The sequence below is a fragment of the Sphingomonas sp. SRI_018 genome (assembly GCF_057586275.1).
The window spans coordinates 1,824,417-1,840,789 of the sequence record NZ_JBYCZO010000001.1 but is presented as its reverse complement, the minus strand read 5'-3'; the positions used below and the strand labels follow the sequence as shown (position 1 = coordinate 1,840,789).

At 69.0% G+C, this 16,373-nt stretch carries 20 protein-coding genes; 4 read left to right on the top strand and 16 right to left on the bottom strand.

Annotated features, from left to right (window positions below; translation table 11 throughout):
• Nucleotides 1–2 precede the first annotated feature (2 nt).
• Complete coding sequence (locus tag AC2YHA_RS08570; RefSeq protein ID WP_233785796.1) at nt 3–554, bottom strand: hypothetical protein; 552 nt, start codon at nt 552–554, stop codon at nt 3–5.
• A gap of 349 nt (nt 555–903) precedes the next feature.
• On the opposite strand from AC2YHA_RS08570, the gene AC2YHA_RS08565 reads away from it, so the two are divergent.
• A complete protein-coding gene (locus AC2YHA_RS08565; protein ID WP_233785797.1) occupies nt 904–1,479 on the top strand; it encodes a CHAP domain-containing protein in 576 nt (191 codons plus the stop codon).
• Between the two features lies 1 nt (nt 1,480).
• Here AC2YHA_RS08565 and msrB read toward each other — a convergent pair whose 3' ends face one another.
• A complete protein-coding gene (msrB, locus tag AC2YHA_RS08560) occupies nt 1,481–1,966 on the bottom strand; it encodes a peptide-methionine (R)-S-oxide reductase MsrB (protein WP_487401146.1) in 486 nt (161 codons plus the stop codon).
• Nucleotides 1,967–2,057: 91 nt separating this feature from the next.
• Here msrB and AC2YHA_RS08555 point away from each other — a divergent pair, with 91 nt between their 5' ends.
• Nucleotides 2,058–2,879: a ThuA domain-containing protein gene (locus AC2YHA_RS08555; protein ID WP_487401145.1), complete on the top strand. Its 822-nt coding sequence runs from the start codon at nt 2,058–2,060 to the stop codon at nt 2,877–2,879.
• 513 nt (nt 2,880–3,392) lie between these two features.
• Here the strand turns inward: AC2YHA_RS08555 and AC2YHA_RS08550 are convergent.
• From AC2YHA_RS08550 to AC2YHA_RS08540, 3 genes are all read right to left on the bottom strand, one after another.
• Nucleotides 3,393–4,637, bottom strand: coding sequence for a cytochrome P450 (locus AC2YHA_RS08550; RefSeq protein WP_487401144.1), 1,245 nt, complete (start codon nt 4,635–4,637; stop codon nt 3,393–3,395).
• 34 nt (nt 4,638–4,671) lie between these two features.
• Nucleotides 4,672–5,907, bottom strand: a complete 1,236-nt coding sequence (locus tag AC2YHA_RS08545; protein ID WP_487401143.1) for an ABC transporter permease — start codon at nt 5,905–5,907, stop codon at nt 4,672–4,674.
• 184 nt (nt 5,908–6,091) lie between these two features.
• Nucleotides 6,092–7,009, bottom strand: coding sequence for an ABC transporter ATP-binding protein (locus AC2YHA_RS08540; protein ID WP_487401142.1), 918 nt, complete (start codon nt 7,007–7,009; stop codon nt 6,092–6,094).
• A 42-nt stretch (nt 7,010–7,051) separates the two neighbouring features.
• On the opposite strand from AC2YHA_RS08540, the gene queG reads away from it, so the two are divergent.
• Entirely contained in the window at nt 7,052–8,155 is a 1,104-nt protein-coding gene (queG, locus tag AC2YHA_RS08535) for a tRNA epoxyqueuosine(34) reductase QueG (protein ID WP_487401141.1), read from the top strand.
• Nucleotides 8,156–8,229: 74 nt separating this feature from the next.
• Here queG and AC2YHA_RS08530 read toward each other — a convergent pair whose 3' ends face one another.
• Both AC2YHA_RS08530 and AC2YHA_RS08525 read right to left on the bottom strand, forming a co-directional pair.
• Nucleotides 8,230–8,604 carry a hypothetical protein gene (locus tag AC2YHA_RS08530; RefSeq protein ID WP_487401140.1) on the bottom strand — a complete coding sequence of 125 codons (375 nt, stop codon included), beginning with the start codon at nt 8,602–8,604 and terminating at the stop codon, nt 8,230–8,232.
• Complete coding sequence (locus tag AC2YHA_RS08525) at nt 8,601–9,281, bottom strand: EI24 domain-containing protein (RefSeq protein ID WP_487401139.1); 681 nt, start codon at nt 9,279–9,281, stop codon at nt 8,601–8,603. The genes AC2YHA_RS08530 and AC2YHA_RS08525 overlap by 4 nt, the downstream gene beginning before the upstream one ends.
• Nucleotides 9,282–9,378: 97 nt before the next feature.
• Between AC2YHA_RS08525 and AC2YHA_RS08520 the strand changes: the two genes are divergently transcribed.
• Complete coding sequence (locus tag AC2YHA_RS08520; protein ID WP_487401138.1) at nt 9,379–10,377, top strand: adenosine kinase; 999 nt, start codon at nt 9,379–9,381, stop codon at nt 10,375–10,377.
• 72 nt (nt 10,378–10,449) lie between these two features.
• Here AC2YHA_RS08520 and AC2YHA_RS08515 read toward each other — a convergent pair whose 3' ends face one another.
• The 9 genes from AC2YHA_RS08515 to hisB form a co-directional block, all read right to left on the bottom strand.
• Complete coding sequence (locus AC2YHA_RS08515; protein WP_487401137.1) at nt 10,450–12,003, bottom strand: amino acid permease; 1,554 nt, start codon at nt 12,001–12,003, stop codon at nt 10,450–10,452.
• 99 nt (nt 12,004–12,102) lie between these two features.
• On the bottom strand, nt 12,103–12,480 hold the full coding sequence (locus AC2YHA_RS08510; protein ID WP_233785808.1) for a histidine triad nucleotide-binding protein: 378 nt from the start codon (nt 12,478–12,480) through the stop codon (nt 12,103–12,105).
• Nucleotides 12,481–12,497: 17 nt separating this feature from the next.
• Nucleotides 12,498–12,812, bottom strand: a complete 315-nt coding sequence (locus AC2YHA_RS08505) for a phosphoribosyl-ATP diphosphatase (protein ID WP_487401136.1) — start codon at nt 12,810–12,812, stop codon at nt 12,498–12,500.
• A 33-nt stretch (nt 12,813–12,845) separates the two neighbouring features.
• A complete protein-coding gene (locus tag AC2YHA_RS08500; RefSeq protein WP_487401135.1) occupies nt 12,846–13,034 on the bottom strand; it encodes a hypothetical protein in 189 nt (62 codons plus the stop codon).
• A 25-nt stretch (nt 13,035–13,059) separates the two neighbouring features.
• The gene (gene hisF, locus AC2YHA_RS08495; RefSeq protein ID WP_487401134.1) at nt 13,060–13,821 is read right to left on the bottom strand and encodes an imidazole glycerol phosphate synthase subunit HisF; all 762 of its coding nucleotides are present in this window, start codon (nt 13,819–13,821) and stop codon (nt 13,060–13,062) included.
• 139 nt (nt 13,822–13,960) lie between these two features.
• Nucleotides 13,961–14,680 (bottom strand): 1-(5-phosphoribosyl)-5-[(5-phosphoribosylamino)methylideneamino]imidazole-4-carboxamide isomerase, encoded by a 720-nt coding sequence (gene hisA, locus AC2YHA_RS08490; protein WP_487401133.1) that lies wholly within the window; start codon nt 14,678–14,680, stop codon nt 13,961–13,963.
• A gap of 139 nt (nt 14,681–14,819) precedes the next feature.
• A complete protein-coding gene (hisH, locus tag AC2YHA_RS08485) occupies nt 14,820–15,422 on the bottom strand; it encodes an imidazole glycerol phosphate synthase subunit HisH (RefSeq protein WP_487401132.1) in 603 nt (200 codons plus the stop codon).
• Complete coding sequence (locus tag AC2YHA_RS08480) at nt 15,419–15,727, bottom strand: YciI family protein (protein ID WP_487401131.1); 309 nt, start codon at nt 15,725–15,727, stop codon at nt 15,419–15,421. Before AC2YHA_RS08480 ends, hisH begins: the two co-directional genes overlap by 4 nt.
• Complete coding sequence (hisB, locus tag AC2YHA_RS08475; protein WP_487401130.1) at nt 15,727–16,314, bottom strand: imidazoleglycerol-phosphate dehydratase HisB; 588 nt, start codon at nt 16,312–16,314, stop codon at nt 15,727–15,729. The genes AC2YHA_RS08480 and hisB overlap by 1 nt, the downstream gene beginning before the upstream one ends.
• Between the last annotated feature and the right edge of the window lie 59 nt (nt 16,315–16,373).

Sequence of the window (16,373 nt, the reverse complement as noted above, 5' to 3'; positions counted from 1 at the left end):
GCTCAGTTAGGCAGCGCGGCCGCGTCGACCTTCTCGACCCAATAGGGGAAGAAGGCCGGCTTGCGCGTCGACCAGCCTGAGGCGGTCGCCGCCGCTTCGCTGATCGACTGGAGCAGCTTGCGGCGAAGGTCCGGGTGCAGCGTCGGCAGCGCCGATGCGGCGCAGAATGCCGCCGGCAGCCACGGCCGCACCTCGGCGCCGATCAGCCGCTCGTAGAGGAAGCGATAGGCCGAGAAGGTCGGCAGCCGCCCTTGGCCGAGGTCGAACGCCGACACCGTGATCAGCGGCGCCATGAACGGCTCGATTGCCTCGAGCCCGCTGTCGTCGGGCAGCAGCGCACGGACCTCGGGAAGCCGGTCGTACATCCGCGCCTGCGCCCGGATGCTCGCCGCCTCGACCACGTCGCGTGACCAGCGGGCCAGCGCATCCTCGCGATCGAGCCCGATGTCGAGCGCGCGCCGGATGTAGCGCTGCGTCGCCGCGCTGAACCCGGCGAATTCCTTCATCTCCGCCAGCGTCATCGCGCCTTCGGCCGGTTTCATCTTGGAAGCCATCGTCGTCACCCCACCCGCCAAATACGACAGGACGATGCACCCGAGCGGTTAACCAACCCCTTAACCATTCGTCGTCCGCCGTTCATCTATGGAAACATGAACGCCGTTGCACCGCAACAAAGCTGCGACGAACCGAGTCGGCTATCCACAGGATTTCGTGCAGTGATGCATGGAGGCAACAATATGTAGCCTCTTGCGAGCGATGCAGCCGCGGCGGGATCGGGGTGAACCGAAAGGTTCCGCTCAATTCGTCCCATCAGGTCACCGGTTCAACGCCGATGGGGTTCCCGCGCCCGTCCGCGCCTGCATAGTGCCTCCCAGTTGGATCGTTAAGGACCGGGGGGTCTTCATGCACATTCGCGGTGTTGCGGCGCGTGTCGCGCTGGTGGCTGCCGGCCTGCTGATGACCGCCGCTCCCGCCCAGGCCAAGTTCTGGCAGTGCGTGCCCTACGCCCGCATGATTTCCGGCGTGAACATCCACGGCAATGCGCTCACCTGGTGGGATCAGGCCGCGGGGCGCTACGAGCGCGGCTCGGCGCCGAAGAAGGGCGCGGTGCTCGCCTTCGCGCCGACCAGGCGGATGCGGCTCGGCCATGTCGCCACCGTCTCCAAGGTGGTGAGCGAGCGCGAGGTGCTGCTGACCCACGCCAACTGGTCGCGCCGCGGCGGCGTCGAGACGGATGTCCGCGCGGTCGACGTGTCCGAGGCCGGCGACTGGAGCCGCGTCAAGGTATGGTACGCGCCGAACGGCGGGCTCGGCACCTCCACCTACCCGACCCACGGCTTCATCTATCCGGACAGCGCGCCGACGACGACGCCGGATGAGGATGAGGCGCCGATTGCCCCGGTGATGACCGCGGCGGCCACCGCAGCCGCGAACTTCAAGCTTGCCAGCATCACGGCGATCGGCACCGCCTCGAACTGAGCTATCCTGTCAGGGCGCGGGGCGTGAACGCCAGCGCCACGCCGTTCATGCAATAGCGTTTGCCGGTCGGCTTCGGGCCGTCATCAAACACATGCCCCAGATGCCCGCCGCAGCGGCGGCAATGGACCTCGTTGCGCACCATGCCGAGCGTGGTGTCGCGACTCAGCGCGACGGCATTGGGGAGGGGCGCCCAGAAGCTCGGCCAGCCGGTACCGCTGTCGAACTTGGTCCTGGAGGTGAACAGCGGCAGCTGGCAGCCGACGCAGGAGAAGACGCCGGAGCGATGCTCTTTGTTGAGAGGGCTGGTGAAGGGATATTCGGTGCTCGCCTTGCGCAGCACGGCATAGGCCTGCGGCGACAGCCGCTTGCGCCATTCGGCGTCGGAGAGCTGGATCTCATAGGCCGCGGACGCGGTTTCGGGCCATACGGCGGTCGCAACGGTGAGGCCAGTCAGGCCGACGAAGACGGTCCGCCGATCGATGTGCATGGGAACTCTCCATTTGGTGCGAGCAGACGGGAGTCGCCTGAAGCGCCGGTCCGGTCCATAGGGGCCGCGACGACCAATATGGAGAGGGGCTATGGCGATTGGCAAGCTGGCGATCCTGCTCGCGGGGCTGACGATGACGGTGGCGGGAGCGGCGCAGCAGCCGCCGCGCGATCCGCACCTCCCGGCGCCGGTCGTCGACAGCGTGCCGCCCGAGCTGCCGCGTGGGCTTCGCGACGGCGTGCTGATCCTGTCCAAGACCAACGGCTGGCGCCATCTCGAGCATCTTCCGCACTCGAACGCCGTGCTCGGCGAGCTGGCCGGGGCGGCTCGGCGGCGCAGCTATGCGACCGAGAATGCGGCGGTGTTGAACGATGCCCAGCTCGCGCGCTTCTCGGTGGTGGTGCTGAACAGCGTCAGCGGCGATTTCGCCACTCCGGCACAGCAGGCGGCGCTCCGCAAGTGGATCGAAGCGGGCGGCGGCGTGGTGGCGCTTCATGCGGCGGGCGACGGCAGCCACGCCTGGCCGTGGTGGATCGACGAGGTGATCGGCGCGCGCTTCACCGGCCATCCGGGCGGCGCGGATCATATCCAGCGGGCCAGTATCTCGATCCTCACGCCGGATCATCCGGTGATGGCGGGTGTCCGGCTGCCCTGGGCGCCGGAGGACGAATGGTATTCGTTCGATCGCGTGCCGGGCGGTGCCGGGCTCACCCTGCTCGCGACCATCGACGAGGGCAGCTACCGCCCGCCGGAGGGCAAGGCGATGGGCAAGCTCCATCCGGTGATCTGGGCACGGCAGGTGGGGCGGGGCCGGGTGGTCTATGCCGCGCTCGGACACACGCCCGAAGCCTATGACGACCCGAACTTCCGGCGCGTCATCGCCAATGCCTTGCGCTGGGTGGCGAAGCGCTAGGTCGCGTCGCATGTCGCGGCCGCCGCTTGCCGGTTCGAGGTCGACCGAAAAAGTTGACTAAATTGACTCGGGGCGCGTGTCTGCGAGCCTATGCTGGGAAGGCTGCGTCGACGCGACAGGGAAGCGACAGGGAAGCGACAGGGAAGCGACAGGGAAGCGACAGGGAAGCGACAGGGAAGCGACAGGGAAGCGACAGGGAAGCGACAGGGAAGCGGCGTGGACGCGACATATGCGCGACGCGGACGCGCCATGAGCGCGGCACGGTAATCAACGGGGTCAAAGAGCGGACCGACGCTCGCGGACGTCGGAGCGCACGAGCCAAGCAAACGAAATCCTACATTGCAAGGGCGGCAGATCGGATTCGATCCTTCCCCGCCAGGGGGAGGTGGCGCCGAAGGCGACGGAGGGGGAGGGCGGCGACTCACTCTCGGCGTGCTTCCTCCCCCTCCGTCACGCTGCGCGTGCCACCTCCCCCTGGCGGGGGAGGATTGGAAGAGGGCCGTACTGACGGCCTCAATACCGGCTCAGCTCCACCGGCATCTTGCGGTATCCGTGAACGAAGCAGGCGGAGACGCGCACCGGCTCCTCGATCAGGTTCACGCGCAGGCGCCGCTTCGCCATCTCCTCGAGCAGCACGCTGATCTGCAGCTCCGCCAGCCGCGCGCCGACGCAGCGGTGGATGCCGTGGCCGAAGGCGAGGTGGCGCCGCGCGTTCGGGCGGTCGACCACGATCTTGTCGGCATCCTCGCCGAACACGCTCTCGTCGCGGTTGGCGGAGATGTACCAGAGCGCGATCTTGTCGCCCTCCTTGATCCTGTGCCCCTCGACCTCGGTATCCTGCGTCGCCGTCCGCCGCATGTGGGCGAGCGGGGTCTGCCAGCGGATGATGTCCTGCACCGCGTTCGGGATCAGCGACGGATCGGCCTCCAGCTTCGCGCGCTCGTCAGGGAACTGGTTGAGGCCGTATGCATAAGCCGACATCGAGTTGCGCGTGGTGTCGTTGCCGCCGACGATCAGCAGGATGAGGTTCCCGATGAACTCATACTGATCCATGTGCGCCATCGCATCCGAATGGATCATCATGCTGATGAGGTCGGGTGTGGGCTCCTTGCCGACCTTCTGGTTCCACAGGTTCTGGAAATAGGCGCCGCACTCGAACATGTGCTGCAGCCGCTGCTGGCGGAGCTCGTCGTTCTTGACGATCTCGATATCGCCGGCCCAGTCCGACCAGAAGGTGAGCTTGCGCCGGTCCTCCCACGGGAAGTCGAACAGGATCGCCAGCATCTGCGTGGTCAGCTCGATCGAGACCTGATCGACCCAGTCGAACGTCTCGCCGACCGGCAGCGCGTCGAGGATCTCGGACGTGCGGCGACGGATGTCGTCGGTCATCCGCACCATTTCCGACGGGGTGAAGGCCGGTGCGACGGTGCGCCGCTGCGCCGTATGCACCGGGCGGTCGCGGGCGATGAACATCGGCATCTTCACCCCGTCCGTGGAGGGATCGAAGTCGGCGATGGTGATCCCGCCCGCTTCCGACGAGAAGATCTCGGGCAGCGATTCGATGTGGACGATCGGCTTGTAGGTCGCGACCGACCAGAACGGGCCGAAGCCGCTGTGCTCGGTCTTGTGGATACCGCCGCGGCGCCGGATCTCGGCGAAGGGCGCCTGCCACACGTCGTCGCGGTAGAGCTCGGGCCGGCTGACGTCGAGCGGATCGACCTCCGGGCTATGCACCGAATCCTGCGCAAGCGTCGCCATCCTGCCTCTCCCGATATGCGGCGAGGAGAATGCCTTAACTGACACCTGTGTCAATAGCGGTTCGTCGCCGGAACAGCCTCGGGCTGCCCGATTGCAGCACGCCGCGCCGGAACAGCTGGGCGCCGAGCCAGATGGTGATCGCCACCCACAGCGCCTGCCAGCCGAGCGCCAGCAGGTGCGGCCACAGCTCCGGCTTGTTCGCGGCGCGCGCGCCCATCGCCAGCGGCGAGCTGAACGGGAAGATCTCGGCGCCCCGCGCGATCCAGCTGTCGGGGCTGGAGGCCGCCGCCTGCGCCCAGCCGAACATCGCCATCTGGAACATGGTGATCGGCAACGACAGCAGCTGGATCTCGCGCGGGGTCGACGCCTGCGCCCCGACGCTCAGGAACACCGCGCCCTGCAACAGGTATGACATGGTGAAATAGGCGAAGAACAGGATCGGGAACGCCGGTATCCCGACCGCCGGCCCGATGCTCGCAAAGGCGCGGCCGAGCCCTCCCGGCAGCAGCGTGGCGAGATTGCCGAGGATCGTGCCCCAGAAGCCGACGAACAGGATCGCGACGCCGAACATGCCGATCAGCTTGCCCAGGAACACGCTTTCGAGCGGCACTGCGGCGGCGAGCACCTCGATCACCTTGTTCGACCGCTCCTCCGCCATGGTGCCGACCGCCTGGCCCGCCAGCATCAGCGTCAGGAGGAAGATGCCGAACACGGTGAAGAATGCCGCCTGCCCATGGCCCGATACGGTGGCGGCGACGCGTTTCACCGGCTGCTTGGTGGCGGTGGAGAGCGTGGCCGGCACGCGGGCATCGCGCAGGCTCTCCTCGGCCAGGCGGGCCAGATAGTCGGCATGGCGGCCCCCGCGATCGGCGTAGAGCACCGTCGGACGCTCGATCGGCCCGAAGAGGACGGCAGAGGCCTCGATATCCTTGCGTTCGAACAGCGCACGCGCCTGGGCCTGCGGAGCGGCATCGGGAGCCTCGACGACCAGCTCCGGCGGCGCTTCGCTGCGGCGGAACAGCGGGCGCAGGTTCCGATCGGCCGCGAGCAGCGCGCGGCCTTCCGCGGCGGGCACGATCGCGACGATCCGCTCCTTGTCGAGCGAGCTGTCAGCGATGCTGTGCGCGCCCATCCCCCCGATCGCGCCAAAGCTCATCATGATGAGCGGCGCGAGCAGGAAGATGAGGAAGGTCGGCGTGAACACGGTCGCGATGAAGTCGCGCCGGGCGACCGTCAGCGTCTGGCGGATGAGGCGGCGGGCGGTGCTCATGCCGCCAAGAACCTATCGAACCCAATCGTCACCCCGGCCCCCTCGACGCCGCCTGCGGCGTCGCTCGGGACAGGCTTGTGCCGGGGTCCACCGTGCCGATCATTCATCGGCCGCGGAGCTTGCTGCACGGTGGATGCCGGAACAAGTCCGGCATGACGGTGGGAGAAGGGGCGCCGTGCTACACTCATGCCGCCTGCTCCAGCGCGTCGCGGCCGACGATCCTGACGAAGGCGTCGTGCAGCCCCGGCCGCTCGATCGACAGACCGGAGATGCCGTAGCCCGCCTCGATCAGCCGGGTCAGCGTCGCCTCGATCCCTTCCTCGGGCAGGGTGAACTGCCAGCCGCCGTTCTCGCGTTCGGCATCGGCGGGCAGCAGCGCGCGGATGGCGTCGTTCGGATGATGCGGCACGTAATGCGCCTTCATCGGCAGCGTCGCGCGCGCCTCGGCCACCGTACCCTCGAAGCGCACCTTGCCGCCGGCGATGATGCTGAGCCGATCGCACAGCCGCTCGGCGTGGGCCATGACATGGGTCGAGAACAGGATGGTGGCGCCGCGGTCGCGCTCGGCGAGGATCAGCTTCTCGAGCTTCTCCTGGTTGACCGGGTCGAGGCCGGAGAAGGGCTCGTCGAGCACCAGCAGTTCGGGTTCGTGCACGACCGATCCGAGGAGCTGGACGAGTTGGGCCATGCCCTTGGAGAGCTTGCGGATCTTCTGGTCGGCGGCGTGGCCGAGCCCGGCGCTGTCCAGCATCGCGCGTGCCCGCTTGCGCCCCGTGCGCCAGTCGAGGCCTCTCAATGCGCCGAGGAAGGCGATCGCCTCCGCCGCCTTCATGCCGGGGTAGAGCCCGCGCTCCTCGGGCAGATAGCCGACTCGGTCGCTCGCCTCGCGCGGGTGGACGGCGTCGAGCAGCGTCCGCTCGCCGCCGTCGGGCTCGATGATGCCGAGCAGCATGCGTAGCGTCGTCGTCTTGCCCGCGCCGTTGGGGCCGAGCACGCCGTAGACCGCGCCCTTCGGCACGGCGATGTCGACGCCGTCGACGACGTTGCGGTCGCCGAAACGCTTGACCAGCCCTCTGGCGGTGACGGCTCTTCTCTCCGACAACAAAACGCCCCCTTCAGCCTCGACTCGTGCTAGCTGGCCCGCGTGCGACAAGACAAGCCATTGGAAGCGTTGCTGAAGGATAAAGCCGCGGAGCTGGGTTTCGCGGCGGCTGGCATTGCGCGCGCCGATGCCGCGCCGGCGGCGGGGGAGCGGCTCCGGCAATGGCTGGCGGAGGGGCGCCACGGATCGATGATCTGGATGGAGGAGCGTGCCGATCAGCGGGCCTCGCCAGCCGGGTTGTGGCCGGAGGTGCGAAGCGTGATCGCGCTCGGCATGAGCTATGCGCCCGGCCGCGACCCGCTGGCGCTGGCCGGCGAGGGCGATGTCGGGCGCATCTCGGTCTATGCCCAGGGCGGCGACTATCACGACGTGGTGAAGCGCCGGCTCAAGGCGCTCGGCCGCTGGCTCGTCGAGCAGGCGCCGGCAGGGATCAAGGTGTTCGTCGACACCGCCCCGGTGATGGAGAAGCCGCTCGCCGAGGCGGCCGGGCTCGGCTGGCAGGGCAAGCACACCAATCTCGTCAGCCGCGAGCATGGCAGCTGGCTGTTCCTCGGCGCGATCTACACCACGCTCGACCTTGCGCCCGACGTGGCAGGGGATGGGCGGTGCGGGAGCTGCGATGCCTGCCAGCGCGCCTGCCCGACCGATGCTTTTCCCGCGCCGTACCGGCTCGATGCGCGGCGCTGCATCTCCTACCTCACCATCGAGCACAAGGGGCCGATCCCGGAGGAGTTCCGCGCCGCGATCGGCAACCGCATCTACGGCTGCGACGATTGCCTGGCGGTGTGCCCGTGGAACAAGTTCGCCTCGGCCGCCGCGGCCAATCGCGCCTTCCTGCCGCGCGCCGAGCTCACCGCGCCGCTGCTCGCCGACCTGCTGGCGCTCGACGATGCGGGATTCCGGCAGGTGTTCGCCGGCTCGCCGATCAAGCGGATCGGGCGCGACCGGATGGTGCGCAACTGCCTGATCGCTGCGGGGAACAGCGGGGATAAGGGGCTGGAAGAGCCGGTGCGGCGGTTGATGGACGATCCCGATCCGGCGGTCGCGGAGGCGGCAGAATGGGCGATTATGCGGCTCCAGGGCTCCTCCCCGGCACGGGGAGGGGGGCCATTGGCGAAGCCAATGGTGGAGGGGGCGGGCCGCTAGTGAGTCGCCACGATTGGAGCCCCCTCCACCACGAACTACGCTCGCGGTCCCCCTCCCCGTGCCGGGGAGGATTTTTATTTCCCGCCCTCGCGTCGGTTGAGCGCAGCCACACAGCTCGCACGGTCGATCGCGCTGCCGTCGCGCTGGCGGGTGTCGATATGGGTCACCACCGGCTCGCCGCCGCCCTCCTTGGGCGGGTAGAGATAGGCGTCGAGCACGCAGATCTGGCTGGTGAACTGGAGCTTGCGCGCGCTGCCTTCGGCGATCTCGACGTCCGGTTTGCCGAACGCTCTTGTCAGCGCCGGAGCGGTCTGACCGATCACGCGCTCGAGCCCCGTGGTGGGATAGATGCGCGGCGGCGGCACTGGGACCGGCGCAGCCGGGCGCGGGGCGGTGGTCGTAGCGCAGCCGCCTGCGAACAGTCCCAGGGCGACGACGGCGATTCTCATGCTTCGAGCCTCCGATGGAAGAGATGCGTCGCCATCGCCGCGCCGAGCACGGGGACGAGCAGGTTGACGAACGGCACCAGCAGCAGCGCGGTGCCGGCGGCGCCGAGCAGCCAGCGCCGGCCGGTGGTAGCCTTGCGGAAATCGGCCATCGCGGCAGCGGGCATGTGCCGCGCCGCCACCATGTCGCCGAGGTCGCGGCCGAGCAGCCAGGCATTGACGACGAAGAAGCCGATCGCGGTGCCGACTCCCGTCACCAGCAGGACGATGTAGATCGGGCTCGCGGCCAAATTGACCGCCAGCGCCCGCACCGCAGATCGCAGCCCCATCGCGACGCCGCGCGCGAGCGGCACCGGCCGGCTGGTGGCGAGCGCGTGGGGATAGTGGCGCGCCTCGACCGCTTCGACCACTTCGTCGGCGAACACGCCGGTCACCGCGACCGCGATCGCGCGAAACAGCAGCCAGCCGAGCGCGATGCCGCCGAGCACCGCCGCGGCGCCGGCGACCTCGGCCCAGCCGGCACTCGCGCCCAGCCATTGCACGAACGCCCGAACGCCCAGCCACAGCGCGACTCCGATCGTCGCGAGCAATGCCAGCGTCACCAGCAGCGACTTGGCCAGCACGCGCAGCACCCGGCGGTCGCCAAGCTGCTCGAGCGAAAGGAGGAATGCCTGTATCACGGCTGATCCCTCTACCGGCACGAAGCGCCGCTGTCGAAGCGTTGCGTGCGGGCGCGGCAGTCCCTAGGGGCGGCGAATCGACTCTCAGGAGAATTGTGTGGAGACCAAGTACGACGTGGTCGCGATCGGGAACGCGATCGTCGACATCCTCGCCGATGCAACCGACGCCTTCATCGCCGAGGAGGGGATGACCAAGGGCTCGATGCAGCTCATGTTCTCGCCCGAGCAGGCCGATGCGCTCTACGCCCGGATGAACCCGGGGCAGGAAGTGAGCGGGGGCTCCGCGGCCAACACCGTTGCTGGCCTGGCTGCGCTCGGCGGCACGGCGGGCTTCATCGGCCAGGTGGCGACTGACCAGCTCGGACAGGTGTTCGCGCACGATATCCGCGCGTCCGGCGTCGACTTCACCACCGAAGCGCGCGACGGCGAACCCTCGACCGCGCGCTGCCTGATCCTGGTGACGCCCGACGGCCAGCGGACGATGAACACCTTCCTCGGCGCCTCGCAGTTCCTGCCGGCCTCCGCGCTCGACGAGGAGATGATCCGTGCCGGCAAGATCCTCTACCTCGAAGGCTATCTGTGGGATCCCGAGGAGCCGCGCGCGGCGATGCGGCGCGCGATGCAGGTCGCGCGTGACGCCGGACGGCGGATCGCCTTCACCCTCAGCGACGTCTTCTGCATCGACCGGCACGGCGACGATTTCCGCGCGCTGATCGAGGAGGGGATGATCGACATCCTCTTCGCCAATGAGAACGAGCTGAAGGCGCTCGCCCGGACCGACGATCTCGAGGCCGCGATCGCGCGCGTGCAGCCGCGCGTCGAGGTGCTGGTCGTCACCCGCAGCGAGAAGGGCGCGCTGGCGTTCCAGGGCGGGCAGCGTTTCGAGGTGCCGGCCGAGCCCATCGACGAGGTGGTCGATACCACCGGCGCGGGCGACCTGTTCGCGGCGGGCGTGCTCTACGGCATCACGCGCGGCATCACGCTCGACCGTAGCCTCGTCTACGGCGCGGTATGCGCGGCGGAAGTGATCAGCCACATCGGCGCGCGGCCCCGCGCGGACCTCAAGGCGCTGATTGCGGAGAAGGCGGCGGCCTGATCCGCCCGCATCGCAGGCAAAGAAGAAGGCCGGGGAGTCGCCTCCCCGGCCTTTTCGTTTGGTGCCGTTCCCTCAGGCCTGCTGACCGCCGGGCGTCGGCGCGTCGGGCAGCGGCGGCACCGGCTGCGGCGGCACGTCGGCATCCTCCTCATGCACCTCGACGATGCCGCGGCCGACGTGGCTGCGCCGGTAGCTGTAGGTGAAGTAGACGATCAGGCCGACCACCGCCCAGCCGAAGAACAGCATGATCGTCGGCCCGGACAAGCTGAAGAACAGGTAGACGCAGCCGATGATGGAGATCGGCGCGATGAGCATGATCGCCGGGGTCCGGAACGGACGGGCGCGGCCGGGATCGGTCCTGCGCAGCACCATCACCGCGATCGACACCGCCGCGAAGGCGAACAATGTCCCCGAGTTCGAGACGTCCGCCAGCAGGCCGACCGGGAAGAACGCTGCGAACAGGGTGACGAACAGGCCGGTCAGCAGCGTGATGACATAGGGGGTGCGGAACGTGGGGTGAATCTTCGAGAAGAGCTCGGGCAGCAGGCCGTCGCGGCTCATCACGAAGAAGACGCGGGTCTGGCCGAACATCATCATCAGGATGACCGACGGCAGCGCGATGATCGCCGCCGCGCCGACCAGCCAGCCGACGAACGGCCAGCCGACCTGCTTCAGCGTCCAGGCTAGCGCCTCCTTCGAGCAGACGACGGCGTTTTCCTGGATCGCGGCGCACGCCTGCGACAGCGCCGGCGTGCCGGGCGACAGCACCTCATGCCCCGGGCCGAACACCGGCTGCGCGCCGACCGTGCCGATTACGCCGGCGGCGACGAGCATGTAGAAGATGGTGCAGATCGCGAGGCTGCCGATCAGGCCGATCGGCATGTTGCGCTGCGGGTTCTTGGTCTCCTCGGCGGCGGTCGACACCGCGTCGAAGCCGACATAGGCGAAGAAGATCGAGGCCGCCGCGCCCGAGATGCCGGCGAAGCCGAGCGGGGCGAACGGCGTGAACTGGCCCGTCCTGATGACGGGGATCGTCAGGATCACGAACATCGACAGTGCGAGGATCTTGATCGCGACCAGCACGGCGTTGACCGTCGCGCTCTCCTTGGTGCCCTTGACGAGCAGCGCCGTCACCACCGCGGCGATCAGCATCGCCGGCAGGTTGATCATGCCGCCGTCGAACGGCCCGCGCACCAGCGCAAGGGGTATCGAGATATTGAAGCTGGTGTTGAGCCAGCCGATGAAATAGCCCGACCAGCCGACCGAGACCGCGCCGGCCGCGATCGCATATTCGAGGATCAGCGCCCAGCCGACCATCCAGGCGACCAGCTCGCCCATCACGGCATAGCTATATGTGTAGGCCGATCCCGAGACCGGCACCATCGCCGCCATCTCGGCATAGCAGAGCGCCGCCACCGCGCAGACGAAGCCGGCGATGACGAAAGACAGCATCATGCCGGGGCCGGCCTTTTGCGCGGCCTCGGCGGTGAGCACGAAGATGCCGGTGCCGATCACGGCGCCGATGCCGAGCATGGTGAGCTGGAATGCGCCGAGCGATCGGTGCAGCGATTTCTTCTCGGCCGTCGCCAATATGGCGTCGAGTGGCTTGATACGCCCGAAAATCATGAAAACAACATCCCCCCAGGGAAGCAGCGCGCGCATATGCGCCGCAGCGGTTTACGGATGGCGGGGGAGCCTAGACCGAAAACCGTTCCGCGCAATCCCTTAACGCGCGAGCATCGGCCCCAGCGGCTTGCCGGCGAAGATATGGACGTGGAGATGCGGCACCTCCTGGTGCGCATCGACGCCGGTGTTGGCGAGCAGGCGATAGCCGGGCGCGACGAGGCCCGCCTCGCGTGCGACATGGCCGATCGCGCGGACGAAGCCGACGATCTCCGCTTCCGAAGCCCTGGCGCTGAAATCGTCCCACGAAACATAGGCGCCCTTCGGAATCACCAGGACATGGTGCGGCGCCTGCGGGTTGATGTCGTGGAAGGCGAGCGCGAACTCGTCCTCGTAGACGCGCTTCGACGGGATCTCGCCGCGCAGGATCTTCGCGAAGATGTTCTGGTCGTCGTAGGGCTGGGTGGCGTCGATCGGCACGTCTCAAACCTCCATCGTCATGCGGAGCGGCTCGCCTTCTCGTCCAATCCCGAGACACCCTCCCGCCGGGCGAGCTCGGTGCGGACGTCGTCGAGGCTGACGCCGGCATGGGCGAGCAGGACGAGGAGATGGAAGGTGAGGTCCGCCGCCTCGCTGGTGAGCGCCGCACCGTCGTCCCCCATCGCCGCGATCACCGTCTCGACGGCTTCCTCGCCGAGCTTCTGCGCGATCTTGGCGCGCCCCTTCGCGGCCAGGCGCGCGACATAGGAGCTGTCGGGGTCGGCTGTCAGCCGCTGGCGAATCGTGGCTTCGAGAGCGTCGAGCTGGTCCATCGCCGCCCGTTCAGGCGGAGCGGCGCGCGCAAGTCAATCCTTGGCGCGCTTGCCGGCCCGCCGCCGCATGCTCCGCTGCGCCAGCCAGACGCCGATCGCGGCGAAGACGAACAGCGCGACATCGCTGAGCGCGAAGCCGTTGCGGACGACCTGACCGCTGTGCGGCGCGGCCGCATCGGCGAGGCCTGGCAAGGCAAGGAGCGGGAAGAGCAGGACGCGCATAGGCGTCCTCATACTCCGGCAGAGGTTAAGCGTGCCTCACCGGAATGCCGGCTTCGGCGAGTGCGGCATGGGCATCGGCAATGCTCGCCTCGCCGAAGTGGAAGATGGAGGCGGCCAGCACCGCGCTGGCGTGGCCGTCGCGGATGCCCTCGACCAGATGCTGCAGCCCGCCGACGCCGCCGCTGGCGATCACCGGCACGGTGACCTGGTCGGCGATCGTGCGGGTCAGCTCCAGATCGTAGCCGTCGCGGGTGCCGTCGCGGTCCATCGAGGTGATCAGCAGTTCGCCCGCGCCGAGCTCGGCCAGCCGCAGCGCGTGCGCGACAGCGTCGATGCCGGTGGCGCGGCGGCCGCCGTGGGTGAACACTTCCCAGCGCCCGTCCACCCGCCGCGCGTCGACCGAGGCGACCACGCACTGGCTGCCCATCCGCTCGGCGATCTCGGCGACCACCTCGGGCCGCGCGACCGCGGCGGAATTGACCGCGACCTTGTCCGCCCCGGCGAGCAGCAGCGCGCGCGCATCCTCGACCGAGCGCACGCCGCCGCCGACGGTCAGCGGCATGAAGCACACCTCGGCGGTGCGGCGGACGACGTCGACGATCGTCTCGCGTCCTTCATGGCTGGCGCCGATGTCGAGGAAGCAGAGCTCGTCTGCCCCCGCCGCGTCATAGGCGCGGGCCTGCTCGACCGGATCGCCGGCGTCCTTGAGATCGACGAAGTTGACGCCCTTCACCACGCGCCCGCCGGCGACGTCGAGACAGGGGATGACGCGCGCGCGGACGGTCATGACGTAAGATCCTCCCCGGCACGGGGAGGGGGACCGCCGGCGTAGCCGGGGGTGGAGGGGGCCCTCCTCCCGGCGACCCGCTCGCGGCGCGCCCCCTCCACCAGCCTTCGGCTGGTCCCCCTCCCCGTGCCGGGGAGGATCAGCATGACGCCACCCGAATCGCCTCGCCGAGGTCTAGCCGGCCGTCGTAGAGTGCGCGTCCGGTGATGACTCCCTCGATGCCGGGCCGGCCGGCCAGCGCTTCGATGTCCTCGATCCCGGCGACGCCGCCGCTCGCGATCACCGGAATCGCGACGGCGTCGGCGAGCGCGACCGTCGCCTCGACGTTGCAGCCCTTGAGCAGCCCGTCGCGGCCGACGTCGGTGAACAGCAGTGCCCCGACGCCCACATCCTCGAACCGACGAGCGAGATCGACGACCGGCACGTCGGAGACGTCGGCCCAGCCCTTGGTCGCGACCATGCCGTCGCGCGCGTCGACCGCGACGACCACCGCGCCGGGGTAGTCGCGTGCCGCCTCGCGCACCAGCTCGGGGTTCTCCAGCGCTGCGGTGCCGATCACCACCCGCGTCACGCCGAGGCCGAACCAGCGTTCGATCGCCTCGCGGTTGCGGATGCCGCCGCCGAGCTGGATCTTGCCGGGGAACGCCTCGAGGATGCGCGCGACCGCGGCGCCGTTGACCGAATCGCCGGCGAAGGCTCCGTCGAGGTCGACGACGTGGAGCCATTCCGCGCCGGCCGCGGCGAAGGCGGCCGCCTGCGCGGCGGGATCGTCGCCGTAGACGGTGGTGCGGGCCATATCGCCCTCCGCGAGGCGCACGACCTGGCCTGCCTTCAAGTCGATGGCGGGGAAGACGATCATCGAAAGATCCTCCCCGGCACGGGGAGGGGGACCGCCAGCGCAGCTGGTGGTGGAGGGGGCTCCGCCCCAAGCGCTTCGAATGTGGAGGGCCCCCTCCACCAGCCTTCGGCTGGTCCCCCTCCCCGTGCCGGGGAGGAGCTTATGGCTGCCATGTCAGGAACCTCCGCAGCAATTCGATGCCGTAACGCTGGCTCTTCTCCGGGTGGAACTGCACGCCGACCAGATTGTCGCGCCCGACCGCGGCGGTCAGCGTGCCGCCGTGCTCGGTGGTCGCGATCACGTTCTCGCCGTTGAAGGCGAAGCCGTGCAGGAAATAGGCCTCGCCTGCCTCGATCAGCGGGTGCGGCACCGTGGGGATCACGTCGTTCCAGCCCATGTGCGGTACACGCACGCCTTCCCTCGGGGCGATCGGTGCCACCTCGCCCGCGATCCAGCCGAGCCCTTCGTGCTCGCCGAGCTCGAGCCCGCGCGTCGCCATGAGCTGCATCCCAACGCATACGCCGAGGAACGGCGCGCCGCCGCGCAGCACGCGCTCGTCCAGCGCCTCGACCATGCCCGGGATGCCGCGCAGCCCGCCGGCGCAGGCGCCGAACGCGCCGACGCCGGGCAGCACGACCCGCTCGGCGCGGCGCACGGCATCCGGATCGGCGGTGACGGCGATATCCGTGGCGCCCGCCGCTTTCAGCGCGTTGTGGACCGAATGGAGGTTGCCCGCGCCATAGTCGATCAGCGCGGTGGTCATCGCAGCAACGCTGCGATCGCCGGCGCCGCCATGCTCGCGGCGACTTCGGTGACGGCGAAATCGCTGGCGCCGTTCGTCACGAACGGATCGGTGGCCGCCAGCGCCTCGACCTCGGCGCGGCGGCCGCGGCACAGGATGATGCCGCCGACGCGCGGCACCTGCCGGCCGGCGATCAGGAACAGGCCCTCGTCGAATCCCTTCTCCAGCCAGGCGACGTGCTCGGGCAGCAGCCGGTCGATCTCCTCGACCGGCGCGCGATAGGTCAGCGTGATGATGCTGACCGGTGCGGCTTCGACCCGCGCCATCAGAGCGTGCCCTTGGTCGAGGGCACCGCGTCCGCCTTGCGCGGATCGATCTCGATCGCGGTGCGAAGCGCGCGGGCGAGGCCCTTGAACGCGCTCTCGGCGATATGGTGGTTGTTCGACCCGTAGAGCGTCTCGACGTGCAGCGTGAGGCCCGCGGTCTGCGCGAAGCTGTGGAACCAGTGCTCGAACAGCTCGGTGTCCATCTCGCCCAGCCGCTTCTGGGTGAAGGGCAGCTTGCAGACGAGATAGGGCCGGCCCGAGATATCCAGCGCGACTCGGGTCAGCGTCTCGTCCATCGGCGAGAGCGCGTCGCCGTAGCGGCGGATGCCCTTCTTGTCGCCGAGCGCCTCGGCCAGCACCGTGCCCAGCGCCAGCGCCGAATCCTCGACGGTGTGGTGCTGGTCGATGTGGAGGTCGCCCTCGGCCTGGAGCCTGAGATCGATCAGCGAGTGGCGCGACAGCTGCTCGAGCATATGGTCGAGGAAGCCGATGCCGGTGGCGACCTCATAGAGGCCGGTGCCGTCGAGGTTGACGGCGACCTCGATCCGGGTCTCGCTGGTGGCGCGGGTGAGGCTGGCGGTGCGCATCGGCAGCCCAATAGCGTAGTAACGCGTCTGTGCAATCTTGACCGTGCCGGGAAAGGAGG

Bases quoted from the DNA above. Each gene is read 5' to 3' on its own strand.
- AC2YHA_RS08480 (WP_487401131.1), bottom strand. From the start codon at position 15,727: ATGGCGCGGGTCGAAGCCGCACCGGTCAGCATCATCACGCTGACCTAT.
- AC2YHA_RS08530 (WP_487401140.1), bottom strand. From the start codon at position 8,604: ATGAGAATCGCCGTCGTCGCCCTGGGACTGTTCGCAGGCGGCTGCGCT.
- AC2YHA_RS08505 (WP_487401136.1), bottom strand. From the start codon at position 12,812: ATGGACCAGCTCGACGCTCTCGAAGCCACGATTCGCCAGCGGCTGACA.
- hisB (WP_487401130.1), bottom strand. From the start codon at position 16,314: ATGCGCACCGCCAGCCTCACCCGCGCCACCAGCGAGACCCGGATCGAG.
- hisH (WP_487401132.1), bottom strand. From the start codon at position 15,422: ATGACCACCGCGCTGATCGACTATGGCGCGGGCAACCTCCATTCGGTC.
- AC2YHA_RS08545 (WP_487401143.1), bottom strand. From the start codon at position 5,907: ATGAGCACCGCCCGCCGCCTCATCCGCCAGACGCTGACGGTCGCCCGG.
- AC2YHA_RS08550 (WP_487401144.1), bottom strand. From the start codon at position 4,637: ATGGCGACGCTTGCGCAGGATTCGGTGCATAGCCCGGAGGTCGATCCG.
- AC2YHA_RS08565 (WP_233785797.1), top strand. From the start codon at position 904: ATGCACATTCGCGGTGTTGCGGCGCGTGTCGCGCTGGTGGCTGCCGGC.
- msrB (WP_487401146.1), bottom strand. From the start codon at position 1,966: ATGCACATCGATCGGCGGACCGTCTTCGTCGGCCTGACTGGCCTCACC.
- AC2YHA_RS08515 (WP_487401137.1), bottom strand. From the start codon at position 12,003: ATGATTTTCGGGCGTATCAAGCCACTCGACGCCATATTGGCGACGGCC.
- AC2YHA_RS08570 (WP_233785796.1), bottom strand. From the start codon at position 554: ATGGCTTCCAAGATGAAACCGGCCGAAGGCGCGATGACGCTGGCGGAG.
- hisA (WP_487401133.1), bottom strand. From the start codon at position 14,680: ATGATCGTCTTCCCCGCCATCGACTTGAAGGCAGGCCAGGTCGTGCGC.
- AC2YHA_RS08555 (WP_487401145.1), top strand. From the start codon at position 2,058: ATGGCGATTGGCAAGCTGGCGATCCTGCTCGCGGGGCTGACGATGACG.
- AC2YHA_RS08500 (WP_487401135.1), bottom strand. From the start codon at position 13,034: ATGCGCGTCCTGCTCTTCCCGCTCCTTGCCTTGCCAGGCCTCGCCGAT.
- hisF (WP_487401134.1), bottom strand. From the start codon at position 13,821: ATGACCGTCCGCGCGCGCGTCATCCCCTGTCTCGACGTCGCCGGCGGG.